Consider the following 13,694-nt stretch of genomic DNA (forward strand, 5'->3'; position numbering starts at 1 on the left):
GGCGCTGCACCCGGAGGGTATAGCTACTTCTGAAGGGGGAAAATTGTCCCGCGGTTCATGATGCCGTTGGGGTCGAACGCCGACTTGAGCGTCTCGAGCATGTAGAGCGATGAACCGTACTCCTCCGCGAGGAAGTGCGTGCGGTGCTTGCCGACGCCGTGGTGGTGACACATTGAGCCGCCGAGTTTCAGCGTCTCTTCCACGATGATGTTCTGGATCGGGTCGTGGTAGGTCGTCCGCTCTTCGGTGGGGTCAACGTCGACCTTGTAGTAGTACACGAAGTACATGTTCGTGCCGTTGAGGTAGCTGTGGCTGGAGTGGCCACCCAACATTGTGAACTGCGCGGGAATCTCAGCGCGAATGCGCTTGAGCGCGTTTTCGTAAATGTCGCCGATGACGCTCCAGTTCCCGGAGATCTCGGTCGTGAACCCGTTGACGAGCGTCTCGCGGATCTCGATGCGCTCTTCTTCGAGCTTGGATACATCCCAGTTCAGATGGTTGAACCAGTCCTCGATCAGGGCTCCATCCACCTGTTCAGCGCCCTCGAACGAGGCGACGATTTCTTCGATCGCCGTGCCGGTTGCCTGGGCGATGCGCTCGGGGCCTTCGGCCACAAAGATCAGTACACACCGGCCGTCGGAGAAGTGCTTGAAGTGGTAAAGGCCATCTTCCTTGTCGTACAGCCGCGCCACCGACGGGCGGTACCCCTGGGTAACAACTTCCCGAAGGATCTGAAGGCCGGTCTTGATGTCATTGAGCAGGTACCCGTAGAACTTATTGTTCTCGGGGTAGTACCGGAAGATCTTGACGGTCACTTCAGTGATGTAATTCAGGGCGCCTTCATTGCCGATAACGAGGTGGCGGATGTCGGGCCCGGCGGCGCGACGCGGGACGTTCTTGATGCGGCAAATCTCACCGTTGGGAAACACCGTCTCGACGCCCACGACCATATCTTCGATCCCCCCGTAGAGGGTCGAGAACTGCCCGATCGAGCGGGTGGCGACGAGTCCACCGAATTGGGCCAGCGGTTTGGACTGCGGCGAGTGCCCGGTGGTGTATCCGATTTCCCGCAGCTCGTTTTCGAGCTGCTCCAGGCCGACGCCGCACTGCACGGTCGCAAGCATGTCTTCGGTGTTGATATCGATGATCTGGTCCATCGTGGAGCCGTCGACCACAATCGAGTTCTCAATGACAGTTTCCAGGCCGCCCTCCGTGGCGCTGCCGCCGGTCTTTGGAACGACGTTGATCAGGTGCTCATTCGCGAAGGAAAGGATCTTTGCTACGTCCTCAGTGCTCGACGGCTTCAGGACAGCGGCCGGAAGCGGGAGCGAGTAGACGCCAAAAATGTTCTCGACTTTGTAGTAGCGGTCGACGCTGTTCTCTTTCAGTACCTGTTCATCAGTGATGACCCGGTCAGAGCCAAGCATCTCTGTGAATGCAGCAACGATCTCTTCGCGTGTGATCTGGTCAGTAAGGGTGGGAGACAAGGATTCGGGTTCCTTTTTCATAGGGAGGTCAGGCAAGACGACCTCGTCGGGGAGATGAAACAAAAAAGAACAGCAACCTCCCATGGAATAGGAGGTTGCTGTTCTCTAGGCTCTAGCAACCATTCCGCATGATGCGGAATGTGTATGAAGTTTGACGCTACTGTAGCACACGTCACAAGGCCGTCCAGGCGCCGGTGTCAAATGAAAGGCAACTTCTCAGGAGCCGCAGAGCGGGAGTGAAGACTGGATCGACGCGTTTCGAGAAGTTAGGGCGCGGTCCCCGGCGGGGGTCCTCCGTGAGGTGTAACCGAGCTATAATCGTTCATCAACTCTGAAAGAGGCCATCGGTGACCACAGCGCGCGCGGGCAAAGGTACGTTGGACAAGACGGCCCACCCGATCGAGAAAATTCTGCTGCTGCATCCAGTGATCGCAAGCATCAAGGACGAGGGCGGGTTGCGGGCAGTGATGCGGACGCACTGCCCTGTTGTGTTCGTGCTTTTCGGCTCCGTACTGACCATTGCGGACATCGTTAAGACTTTGAAGGATGATGGGCGCATCGTGTTCGTCGACGTCGATTTGGTCGATGGGTTCTCGACCAAGCCTGTCGTCATCGATTTTTTGACGCAGCACACGGAAGCGGACGGTGTGCTCAGTTCGAAATCCATGATGATCAAGCACGCGAAAGCGACAGGACTTCTCGCCATCCATCGGCTGTTCCTCGTAGATTCATTCAGCTACAACAATGTGCCAAAGCAAGTCGCTATTTCTGGCGCAGACGCCATCGAGATACTGCCCGGGTGCATGCCGCGCGTTATTTCGTGGGTTCGCGAGGACACTGATCTTCCGCTTATCGCGGGAGGTCTGGTATGCGATAAGCAGGACGTCATCAGCGCATTGGGGGCCGGGGCGGTCGCCATCGCATCGTCCAATCGCGACGTCTGGCAGATGTAATTCGCTGAGGCGGCAAGCAACCCAAGGCCGCATGAATTTGGCGTGCCGAGAGGCGCCTCCTCCGATGACGTGGCTGCCGGTAAGGGCCGGCCGCGCGGCAGAAGTGCTGCCTGGATATCATTCCGTCTACGGGCGTCAGGGCGCCTCAGCGTCGTGGCACTCCGCTTAGAGCGGAGAAATTTTCGTAACGTCAGGCATTTCCATCGGGTTCGGCCCATTCCAGCGCGGCGACAATGTGTCCTTCGTTGGGAAGCGTCTGTTGTTCGGCGGGGGGAGACTGTCGTAGGTGTAGGCGGCGACGGCCATGGGTGAAGCGGAACGACCCAAGCTGTACCGGGCGCTGCGGTCGTTTTTTGCTGCCGCAGATAAGGATCCCGATGGTCTCGTTGTGGTGGTCCCGTCGGAGGACGTCGTCGACGAGGGCGACGTAGAAGTTGAGCTTGCCGGCGTACTCGGGCTGGAACTTGCCGGTTTTCAGCTCAATGACGACGTAGCCCGTTAACCGCACTATCGGCCGGCCGTTGGCGGCTCTTCACCACGCGGAGGGCGCCAGCCGATATATCAGCTTCCACGTCACCCAGGCCGTGGATGGCACCCAGGCGGCCTCGTTGAACGGACTTGGGGTTGACCGATGAAGGCACAAGGCTCCAAAGTCTGTTACTACGGGAGTCTGTGAGTCGCTAACTGCAGGCCGATAGCGGATATTATGTCGTGTTGAGGGCTTCATATTGCATCAGTTGCATCATTTTCTTCCTACGGCCACATCGACTTGCAGGTCGAAGCAACGCCTGATGACGGCGTAAAAGCACATGAGCAGGCGCCTGTTCTGACGACTACTGAATCACTGAGGGTGCGCGAGCGGCTGTGGTTTTCCTAGGGATGAGGGATGGCCGCATCAGGGTGTTGACGGCCTCGGTGCGGCCACCTACCCGTTCCAGGAGCAGACGGCAGGCGGCAGCTCCCATATCCAGACCGGCTTGATCGACGGTGGTCATCGCAATTGGCGCCAGCGATGTCGTGAATATGTTGTCGAAGCCGGCTACGGACATGTCCTGTGGAACCCGGATGCCTTCGCCCCACATTGCCGTGAGGATACCTATGGCTGCGACATCGGCGCCGGCAAAGATGGCGGTGGGCGGTTCGTCCCGGGCCAGGAGCATTCTCCCAGCCTGTTCGCCGTCTTCCTGGCTCCATTGGGACTGGACGATGTCGATCCCGTCGCCGAGTCCGTGGCGGATCATCGCGTCGACGTAACCGCGGACGCGCACCTCTTCCGGCATGCGGGCGTCGTTCTTGCCGTCTGTTGTGTGGTTGATGTACGCGATACGGCGATGTCCGAGCCCGACCAGGTGGTCCACCACGAGACTTGCGCCTACGAAGTCGTCGACGGCAACAGAGTCGAAGTGGGTGCTGGAGCCGTGACGACCCAGGACCACTACCGGGATGTTGGCAGCTACAGCTTCCAGTTCTGCGTCTGTCCCGAGCGGGGAGATGAGGACGACTCCGTCCATTCCACGGTCAATGAGGTCTTCGATCATGCGGTTTTGGGCCTGTTTGCCGGAGCCTGAGGGTGCTACGAGCAGTCGGTACTTGCGCCGCTCAGACTCCTGCCGGATGCCTTCGACGAGCACGGAGGAGAACTCGTTGTGCAGGTCGGCAACAACGACGGCGATGGTGTGCGTCCGACCCCGCATGCCCCGCGCCGACGCCAGGGGCCGGTAACCCAGGGATTTCATTGAGGCCTCGACTTTGGCCTTCATCTCCGGGCTCACTCCATAGGCATTGCGTAGCACCTTCGAGGCCGCGGCGGTTGATACCCCGGCGAGGCGCGCGACGTCGACGATCGTGGGGCGCTTGCTCGCGGAAGCAGTGCCCATGGTGTCCACTTGCCTTCTTTCGGGTGTACTCATGCCAGACAACCCTTCTTACCGCATCTCATGCCGCCTCAATATGTGCGGCCCCTTGGCAAATCACTTCTTTGTGATCTACGCTATAGAAAGTGTATAACGTACTACACGAAAAGTCCGCTATTTATGGACCGCTAGCGTAGAACGTACTATTTAGACCAAAACAACTTGGATGATACTGAATCCCCGGACAGTAGATGAATCAGGCTCGGCACCCCGGGCAGATTGAAACGATTCACAGCCGTGGGCTTTCAACTCCGCCGAACAGCGGTACGTCCTCAACGAAGAGAATGGACAATGCGATGACGCAGCGTGAACTCGCGAGCCCTCCGGTGGGAGTTGCTGGACCATCCGTAGCGGCCCGGCCGGAGCTTCCTGAGGCCCGGCGTCGTGGCCGCGACACGGGCGGGGCCGGCGTCAAGGTGCCCTGGTGGTTCGTCGTTCCCGCACTGGCTGTCTTCACCGCTATCGTCGTCATCCCCAGCTGGCGGGGTGCCTTCTACGCTTTGACGGACTGGGACGGCCTGTCTCAGAACTTCGAGTTCATCGGATTCGACAACTTCATCCGGGTCTTCCAGGACAAGGCGGCCGGAGCGTCGATCATGAACACCGCACTGTATGCGGTGGGCATCATGGTCGTGCAGAACTTCATCGGCCTGCTCCTGGCGCTGGGCGTGAACTCTGCGATCCGGTCCCGTAACTGGCTGCGGGTGCTGTTCTTCGCCCCCGCGGTCGTCACTCCGCTGGTTGTTGCGAACCTGTGGCAGTACATTCTTGCCCCGCAGGGTGCACTGAATGTAGCGCTTCGGGCGGTCGGCCTCGACTTCCTGGCGCAGGACTGGCTGGGCAACGCGCAACTGGCATTGCCCGCGATCGTTTCGGTTGTCGTCTGGCAGTTTGCCGGCTACTCCATGGTGATCTTCCTCGCGGGGCTTCAAAGCATTCCGGAGGACGTGTACGAGGCGGCCAGCCTCGACGGTGCCGGGTCCTTTAAGACCTTCTGGAACATCACCCGCCCGCTGCTGGCGCCGTCCATGACCATCAACCTCATGCTGTCCCTCATCGGAGGCCTGAAGCTCTTTGACCAGGTCCTGATCATGACCCAGGGAGGACCGGGCAGCGCGACCGAGTCCCTGAGCACCATCGCCTACAAGGATGCGTTCCAGTTTCAGCAGTTCGGGTACAGCATCGCGCTGACCCTCGTTTTGACCGCTTTCGTTGCGGTTGCCTCCCTGATCCAGTTCACCCTGCTCCGCCGAGGAGAAAACAAATGAAGCGCTACACCCTCAAGACGGGCGTCCTTGAGGTCGTCATGGTCCTGGTCGCCCTGCTGTTCGCGGCCCCCGTCTACGTCCTACTGAACACCGCGCTCAAATCCGGTGGTGTGACCACATCGCTGGCCCCGACCACGGACCCGTCGTTCGATAACTTCGTGACCGCCTGGGTCAGCGGTGGCCTAGGCCCGGCAATGATCAACAACATCATCGTCACGATCGTCTCGGTGTTCCTGATCGTGGTCGTCAGCGCCTCTGCCGCGTACCCACTGGCACGCATCACCCGCACCTGGTCCAAACTGACTTTCGCGTTCTTCCTCGGCGGCCTTCTGATCCCGGGGCTGCTGGCCCTGATCCCGCTGTACACGACCTTCCGCGATTTGCAGCTCATCGGATCGATCTGGGGGCTGATCCTCATTTACGTCGGTGCGCAGATGCCCTTCTCCATCTTCCTGTACGTGCAGTTCCTGCGCTCCCTGCCGCTGGACTTCGAAGAAGCAGCGACGCTGGACGGGGGCAGCCCATTCCGGGTGTTCTGGCAGGTTGTCTTTCCGCTGATGCGGCCCATCACCGGCACCGTGGTCATCCTGAACACGATCCACGTCTGGAACGACTTCTTCACTCCCCTGCTGTACCTCTCCGGCAGCGGAACCAACACCATCCCAATCGCCATTTACTCCTTCACGGGACAGTACGTCAACCAATGGGGAACTATCTTCGCCGCGCTCATCATCGGCGTCGTCCCCCTCCTGATCTTCTACTTCCTCCTTCAAAAAAGCATCATCAAGGGCTTCGCCGGAGGGCTGAAGGGTTGAGCCGACGACGTACCCAACGTCAGGGCACGACCGAGACCACCACCGCACCAACCACCCCACCCAACCCGCTCCACGCATCTCAAGGGAGAACCATGCGTCACCAGAAAGTCCTCACCGTCATCGGTGCGATTGCTGCCGCAGGCATCACGCTCACAGCCTGCTCATCGAACGCTCCGCAAGCAAGCAGCGGGACCGTCACCGTTGCCCGCCTGTCCGGCTCGGACGATAAGTGGACCGCCATCGCAGACAAGTTCCACGAGGTCAACCCTGACCTGACCATCGAGTACACCATCATCCCCACGGATGCCTACAACCAGCAGATGGGCACCCGCCTGTCCGCCGGCACGGCTCCGGACGTCCTGAACGTCTTCCCGGGCAGCGGCAACGCCACAGCAGTCCGGACCCTGGCCAAGAACGGCTACCTCGCGGACCTCACGGGCGAAGGTTGGGCCGCGTCCCAGTCCGAGTCGACCACCTCCGCCACCAGCTACGAGGGCAAAAGGTACATGTTCACCGACGTTGCCACAGCCAACATGCTGGGCGGGGTGTATAACTCCAAGGCCTTGGCTGATGCAGGCCTGAAGATCCCCACGACGTACTCCGAGGTCCTGACCTTCTGTGACGACGCACAGAAGGCCGGCAAGGTCGCCTACGCTCTGGGCGCGCAGACACAGTGGGTCACGCAGCTGGTCACCTACGCGCTGGCCGCTACCGATGTCTATGCCAAGGACCCGGACTTCAATGAGAAGCAGCTGAACAAGGAGGCGACGTTCCAGGACAGTGCATGGGTTGATGCGATGACCAAGTACAAGGAAATGTTCGACAAGGGTTGCTTCAACAAGGACGCACTCGGCACCTCCGTGGACAACCAGACAGCCATGGTCGCCGACGGGCGGGCACTCGGAGCGATCCAGATCTCGACCATGGCGAACCCCATGACGAAAGCCAATCCCGACCTGAAGGTTCAGCTTGCGCCGCTGCCCTCCACCGACAACCCGGCTGATACCAGGCTGGCCTTTGGTCTGGGCGTGGGCTGGGGTGTCAACGCCAAAGCCAAGAACGCAGCCGGTGCCAAAAAGTTCGTCGAGTTCCTCGCAAGCAAGGAAGGCAGCGCGATGAACGCGGACAAGTTTGGCGTAGCCCCCCAGGGCGAGATCGAAGTCAACGAGGTCAACAAGCTCAACATCCCGTTTGTCCAGGATGAAAAGACGGTCCCGTTCATGGACGTCGACTGGCCCTCACCGCAGGTGCAGAACCTGCACCTGACCGGTGTCCAGGAGATGCTCGGCGGTTCCAAAACCCCGACGGACGTCCTGACCTCGATGCAGGACGCCTACACAGCAGCGCTGAAGTAGGACAACACCCGCAGAAGGCGGCGTTCATCGTCGATGAACGCCGCCTTCGCCGTGACGCCCTGCACCGCAGAACAGCAACCCAGCCCCCACCAGACCGTGACGAGCCGATAAGAAGATGACGAGCAACGAATTGGTCCAGGACCAGCAGAACCTCACCGGCGAGGACCTGACCGGCCCGTGGTTCAAGCTGCCCACCAAGCCCTTAGAACTGACCGACAGTGTGGCCTTCACGACGCTGTTCCGGGCACGCGTCCGGGTCGAGCCCCTGCTCGACGGCGGGACCTACCTGCAGATCGCTGCCGACTCGCGCTACCGGCTGACCGTCAACGGCGAACTCCTCGCCGCCGGGCCCGCCAAACCCTCCGGCGGAACCTGGTTCGCGGATCTCGTGGATCTCGGCCCGGCACTCGTCCTGGGCGAAAACATCATCGGCATCGAAGTGCTGTCCTACTCGGTGTCCACGCTCGGCAATGCGTCCGTTCCACGCACCGGCAGGCCCGGCCTCTACGTCCGCGGAACGATCGGCTGCACCGACCTTTCAAAACCCGCGGCATGGAAGTGCAAGCCGGTCGCCGGACGTCGCTTCCACCAGGGCCGGAACACCCTGTTCCTCGGCAACCAGGAGACCGTCGACGGGTCAGCTTGCGAACCCGGATGGTTCGACCACGACTTCGACGACGCATCCTGGCCAACCCCGCTTCCGGACACGCTGGAGCCATTCAGCGCCATTCCGCGGCCGTATCTTGCGCCTCGGCCAATCCCGCACCTGACCCTGGATGCCGTACCGATCGCGAAAGTCGTGTCATCGTCGGACGCCTCGCTGGACTGGGACGCCCTGATCCGTGGCGGCAGCGTCGATATTCCGGCAGGACGCGACGTAGTAGTCGACCTCGACGCCGGCGAACTGATGACCGCGTTCGTTTCGCTCGCCTTGGAAGCGGGCAGCGGAGCGTCACTAGAGCTGACCGCTGCGGAGTGTTACGAACAAACCCCCACCGACGTTCCATGGCTTCGCCGCAAGGCCGACCGGACAGACCACGTCAATGGTGACCTCCACGGCGATCCGGACCACTACCGGGCCGCCGGAACCGGCACGCCCGTGCACGCGGAAACATACTCGCCCTTCTGGTTCAGGACCTTCCGGTACGTTCGCCTGCGCATCACGACAGCAGAGGCAAGCCTCCGGATCCGGGCACTGAACCTGACCAGAACCCACTACCCCCTGGATATCAGCGGCTCCTTCGCCTCATCTTCGGACAAGGACGCGGCACTGTGGGAGGTAAGTGTCCGGACCCTGCTGAACTGCATGCACGAAACCTTCGAAGACTGCCCCTTCTACGAGCAACTGCAATATGCCATGGACACACGCGCCGAAGCACTCTTCTCCCTCCACCTCTCTGCCGATGACCGGCTGATCAGACGCGCCATCGAGGACTTCGCGGCCTCCGGAGACCCGACGGGGCTGACCGAGAGCCGCTCACCTAGCGTCGAACCGCAATTCATCCCCGGATTCTCGCTGTATTGGGTCAGGATGGTCGCCGACCACGTCGATCACATCGGGGACCGGGCGTTCACCGAACGCTTCATCGGCAGGATCGACGGGGTTCTCGGCTGGTTCAACGACAGGCTCTCCACCGACGGGTTCATCATCTCGCCCGAAGACAACGGCCCGGTATGGAACTTCGTCGACTGGACCGACGCCTGGCGCATCAGCCGCGGTGTCCCGGATCTTGGGCCCCGACGGACCAACACCATCGCCACGTTCATGTACATCGCCACGTTGCGGGCAGCCGCTTCCATCGCCCAGTTCTGCGACCGCACCGGGCTAGGCCTGGAGTACACCTCCCGGGCCGACAACCTCACGGAACAGGTCACCTCCGGGCCGGCCTGGGACACAGAAACCAGATACTTCCGCGACAGTGACCGCGGATGCCCCGCCAGCGTTCACGCCCAAGTATGGGCAGTGCTCTCCGGCGCCGTGAAAGGCGACAAAGCGGCCGACCTGCTCCGCCGTGCTGCCAGTGATGACCAGTTGGCTCCCTGTTCCTACGCCGCCACCCTTGACCTGTTCGACGCGCTCCGCAGCGCCGGCGTCGATGACGCCATTGTGTGGACACCGTGGGAAGAGATGCTGGCCATGAACCTCACCACCTGGGAAGAGGACACTGTCAGCCAGCGAAGCGACTGCCACGCCTGGGGCAGCGTTCCGCTGCAGCACTTCCCCCGCTACATCCTGGGTGTGCGCCCTGCAGCGCCCGGCTTTGCAACCGCCACCATCCACCCAGCCCCCAGCGACCTCAAATGGGCACGAGGAACCGTTCCAACACCGCAAGGACTCATCACCGTCCACTGGACACGCACCGGCGAAGACCGACGGACCGTCACCGTCACTGCGCCTGCCGGGCTGGGAGTAATACCTGCCGACACGGCCACCAACATCACCGAACAGCTCGACTCCCGCCAACGCACACTCACTTTCACGCTTTAGACAAGTGGCCTTCCACGCAAGAAATGAGACCCCATGACACCCCAGAATGACCTCCGCACCGCCCCCTACACCAACCCTGCACTGCCTATCCCGGACAGAGTTGAAGACCTCCTGGGCCGCATGACCCTGGAAGAGAAGGTCGGCCAGATGTTGCAACTGGACGCCCGGGGAGACCTCGGGAACCTCGTAACTGAAAAACTCGTCGGTTCCCTCCTCCACGCATCACCCGAACGGATCGTCGAAGCACGGGATCTCGTCCTGACAACCCGCCTGCAGATCCCCCTCCTCATGGCTGACGACTGCATACACGGGCACTCCTTCTGGCCCGGAGCGACAATTTTCCCCACCCAACTGGCAATGGCCTGCACATGGGACCCTGCCCTGGTTGAACGCGGTGCCCGCGCCACGGCGGTGGAAGTGGCCTCGACGGGGCTGCACTGGACCTTCTCCCCCGTCCTCTGCATCAGCCGCGACCTGCGCTGGGGCCGGGTGAACGAGACGTTCGGCGAAGATCCACACCTCATCGGTGCCCTGGGACAGGCGATGATCCGGGGCTACCAGGGAGACGGCCTCACCGATCCGACCGCCATTCTTGCCACCGCGAAACATTTCGCCGGGTACTCCGAAACGCAGGGCGGCCGTGACGCGAGCGAAGCCGACCTCAGCCGCCGCAAGCTCCGCTCCTGGTTCCTTCCCCCGTTCGAAGAAGCGGTCAAGGCAGGATGCCGGACCTTCATGCTCGGCTACCAGGCCATCGACGGGGTACCGGTCACGGCCAACAAGTGGCTGCTCAACGACGTCCTGAAAGGCGAATGGGGATTCACCGGAACCCTCGTGACCGATTGGGACAACGTCGGCCGCATGGTGTGGGAACAAAAAGTCTGTGAGGACAACGTCCAGGCGGCCAAAATCGCCGTCGAGGCCGGCAACGACCTGGTCATGACCACCTCCCAATTCTTTGAAGGAGCCCAGGAAGCCGTCACGCGGGGCGACCTCGACGAAGGCCTGATCGATGACGCCGTCCGCCGACTCCTCACCCTCAAATTCGAGCTTGGACTCTTCGAAAACCCCCGCATCCCGGACGGTCAACAGCAGGCAGAAGTCATCGGCTCCGCCGCCCACGCCCAGACCAACCTCGACCTGGCACGCAAGGCCTTGGTCCTGCTCACCAATGACGGCACCCTCCCCCTGGATGGAGGCCTGAGCGCGACGGCCAGTGGAAAAGCCCAAGGGCGCGGCGAGACACGGACCATCGCCGTGATCGGACCCAACGCTGACGACCAGCACGCCCAACTCGGAGACTGGGCCGGTGCCTCCGGACAAATCCCCTGGCTCCCCGACGGACACCCGCGGCACCTGACCACCACCGTCCTCGACGGGTTCCGCGCCATAGCCCCTGACAACTGGACCGTCACCCACGCCAGAGGCGCCAATATCGGCCATGAAATCCCGGACCCGGCAGGGCCCACCCTCATCGACGGCCAGCCTCGGCCGAAACTCTTCGTCCCCGCCGGCAGCGACGAAGCGATGCTCGCCGAAGCCGTCGATACGGCCCGGAACGCCGATTACGTCGTCGCAGTTATCGGCGACACCGTAGCCCTGGCCGGAGAACATAAATCAACGGCAACCCTTGAGCTGCAGGGGGGCCAAATCGAACTGGTCGAACGGCTCATCAAAACCGGCGTTCCCGTCATCGTTGTGCTCATCCAATCAAAACCCTCGGTCCTCCCCCAGTCTGTCCTGGACGCGGCAGCGATCATCGAGGCCTTCAACCCGGGCATGCAAGGTGGGCTGGCGATCGCCGAACTGGTCCTGGGTCTGATCGAACCCGCTGGGCGGCTGCCGATTTCCTTCGCCAGGCACGCAGGGCAGCTGCCGATTTACTACAACCAGGTCCGAGGCCAGCACGGCGAACGCTATGCTGACCTCTCCCAAGAACCTCTGTTCCCCTTTGGCCACGGCCTCAGCTACACCACGGTCGAGTACAGCGACCTCCAGCTGCTCACCGACAATGTCACGGCCCACGGGCAGGTGGCAGCCACTGTGACCCTGACAAACACCGGAACACGACCAGCCACCGAAACCGTCCAGGTCTACATCGCTGACCTGGTCACAAGCGTCACGTGGGCCGAACGCGAACTAAAGTTCTTCGCCCAAGTCCAGGTCCTGCCGGGCCAATCCGTCGACGTGAAGCTCTCGCTTGCGGCCAGTGCCTGTTCGCTGGTGGACCAGGACGGTCAGCGCATCGTAGAACCAGGCACCTTCGATCTCCTCGTAGGACGAAACTCCCGCGATCCGCAGATGTTGTCAGCCCGTTTCCGGATTTCCCAGTAAGTACCAGCCCCAAAGCTGCCGCATAGGGCAGGGCAGGGCAGGCCATGCTTTCAGTGGACCTGCCCTGCCCAGGTGCTAAAACCGACGAAGCTTTCTCAAGCCCGTGAACGCAGCCTCGTCCCCTGGGGCGAATACAGCAAGGTCCAGGTCCGACGATCCTTGACCGGCGCATCATTAGGCCAACTTTGCTAGCCCTTCAGCTCCCGCGGACATAACCAAGACCCTTTGAGGGAACCACAACGTTCGGTACTAGTCGGCGTGCAGGTGGCGCATGATTCAAGCAATTGACGATGCTCGTATAGGCGTCAGATCAGACACAAAATCAAAATATTGCTCCGACACGGGTTCCCATTCAGCACGTCCCGATCCTGAGCGGAGGTTCTGAGCGTGCTGCTATGGCGCAGGTGTTTCTGAGGAATTCCACTTCTGGCGCGGCGGAGGTTAGAGGGTGAGCTTCATGCCCTCATGGCTGGCGGCGAAGCCCAGACGCTCATAAAAGCGGTGGGCTGCAGGGCGGGATTTGTCGGTGGTCAGCTGGATAAGTGAGCAGCCGCGTTCACGGGCATGTCCAATGGCCCACTGCATCATAAGTGCCCCGGTTCCTTGGCCCCGCAACCTCTTGGCCACGCGCACCGCTTCAATCTGGGCGCGCCAGGACCCTTTCCGGGACAGTCCCGGGATGAAGCTGAGCTGGAATGTGGCCACCACATCTCCACCGAGTTCTCCGACAAGCAGTAGGTGGGCGGGGTCGGAGTCGATTGCTTCAAAAGCTAGTTCGTACGGGCTTGCATCGTCCTCACTTTCCCGTATGGACCCGAGCTGGTCGTCTGCAAGTAGCTGCAGGATCTGGGTCAGGTCGGCTTTGGTGGCGCGCCGGAGGCTGAAGGTTTCTGAGCCGACGTCGGCAGTCATCAGGGCGGGCGTAGCGGAGCAGTTTGATGCCATCACCTCAGCATCCCACGTAGGCCCGTGGATCGGTGGTCACATCAACCGATGCCTGGATGCTAGGTGGGCAGACAAAACGGTAATGGAACTGGTCGTATCAGGCTCCTATGAGGTCATGTCCGCCTGGCTCTACACC

10 protein-coding genes are annotated in these 13,694 nt (G+C 61.4%); 6 read left to right on the plus strand and 4 right to left on the minus strand.

Annotated features, from left to right (window positions below):
- Window positions 1-23 precede the first annotated feature (23 nt).
- Window positions 24-1,487 carry an FAD-binding oxidoreductase gene (locus ACTWQD_RS16515; protein ID WP_443197216.1) on the minus strand — a complete coding sequence of 488 codons (1,464 nt, stop codon included), beginning with the start codon at window positions 1,485-1,487 and terminating at the stop codon, window positions 24-26.
- A gap of 347 nt (window positions 1,488-1,834) precedes the next feature.
- On the opposite strand from ACTWQD_RS16515, the gene ACTWQD_RS16520 reads away from it, so the two are divergent.
- Entirely contained in the window at window positions 1,835-2,440 is a 606-nt protein-coding gene (locus ACTWQD_RS16520; protein ID WP_443197217.1) for a glycerol-3-phosphate responsive antiterminator, read from the plus strand.
- Between the two features lie 190 nt (window positions 2,441-2,630).
- On the opposite strand, the gene ACTWQD_RS16525 is transcribed toward ACTWQD_RS16520, so the two are convergent.
- Together ACTWQD_RS16525 and ACTWQD_RS16530 are read right to left on the minus strand one after the other, a co-directional pair.
- Window positions 2,631-2,948: a PDDEXK nuclease domain-containing protein gene (locus ACTWQD_RS16525; RefSeq protein WP_443197218.1), complete on the minus strand. Its 318-nt coding sequence runs from the start codon at window positions 2,946-2,948 to the stop codon at window positions 2,631-2,633.
- Between the two features lie 325 nt (window positions 2,949-3,273).
- Complete coding sequence (locus tag ACTWQD_RS16530) at window positions 3,274-4,350, minus strand: LacI family DNA-binding transcriptional regulator (RefSeq protein ID WP_443197219.1); 1,077 nt, start codon at window positions 4,348-4,350, stop codon at window positions 3,274-3,276.
- 299 nt (window positions 4,351-4,649) lie between these two features.
- On the opposite strand from ACTWQD_RS16530, the gene ACTWQD_RS16535 reads away from it, so the two are divergent.
- From ACTWQD_RS16535 to ACTWQD_RS16555, 5 genes are all read left to right on the plus strand, one after another.
- Window positions 4,650-5,621: a carbohydrate ABC transporter permease gene (locus ACTWQD_RS16535; RefSeq protein ID WP_443197220.1), complete on the plus strand. Its 972-nt coding sequence runs from the start codon at window positions 4,650-4,652 to the stop codon at window positions 5,619-5,621.
- On the plus strand, window positions 5,618-6,436 hold the full coding sequence (locus tag ACTWQD_RS16540) for a carbohydrate ABC transporter permease (protein ID WP_443197221.1): 819 nt from the start codon (window positions 5,618-5,620) through the stop codon (window positions 6,434-6,436). Before ACTWQD_RS16535 ends, ACTWQD_RS16540 begins: the two co-directional genes overlap by 4 nt.
- Window positions 6,437-6,528: 92 nt before the next feature.
- Complete coding sequence (locus tag ACTWQD_RS16545) at window positions 6,529-7,791, plus strand: ABC transporter substrate-binding protein (protein WP_443197222.1); 1,263 nt, start codon at window positions 6,529-6,531, stop codon at window positions 7,789-7,791.
- A 115-nt stretch (window positions 7,792-7,906) separates the two neighbouring features.
- Window positions 7,907-10,279 carry an alpha-L-rhamnosidase-related protein gene (locus ACTWQD_RS16550; protein ID WP_443197223.1) on the plus strand — a complete coding sequence of 791 codons (2,373 nt, stop codon included), beginning with the start codon at window positions 7,907-7,909 and terminating at the stop codon, window positions 10,277-10,279.
- Window positions 10,280-10,312: 33 nt separating this feature from the next.
- On the plus strand, window positions 10,313-12,613 hold the full coding sequence (locus ACTWQD_RS16555; protein ID WP_443197224.1) for a glycoside hydrolase family 3 N-terminal domain-containing protein: 2,301 nt from the start codon (window positions 10,313-10,315) through the stop codon (window positions 12,611-12,613).
- Window positions 12,614-13,054: 441 nt separating this feature from the next.
- Here the strand turns inward: ACTWQD_RS16555 and ACTWQD_RS16560 are convergent, their stop codons facing one another.
- Window positions 13,055-13,525 (minus strand): GNAT family N-acetyltransferase, encoded by a 471-nt coding sequence (locus ACTWQD_RS16560; RefSeq protein ID WP_443197225.1) that lies wholly within the window; start codon window positions 13,523-13,525, stop codon window positions 13,055-13,057.
- Window positions 13,526-13,694 lie beyond the last annotated feature (169 nt).

Source organism: Pseudarthrobacter sp. 1C304 (assembly GCF_052245515.1).
Lineage (GTDB): Bacteria > Actinomycetota > Actinomycetes > Actinomycetales > Micrococcaceae > Arthrobacter.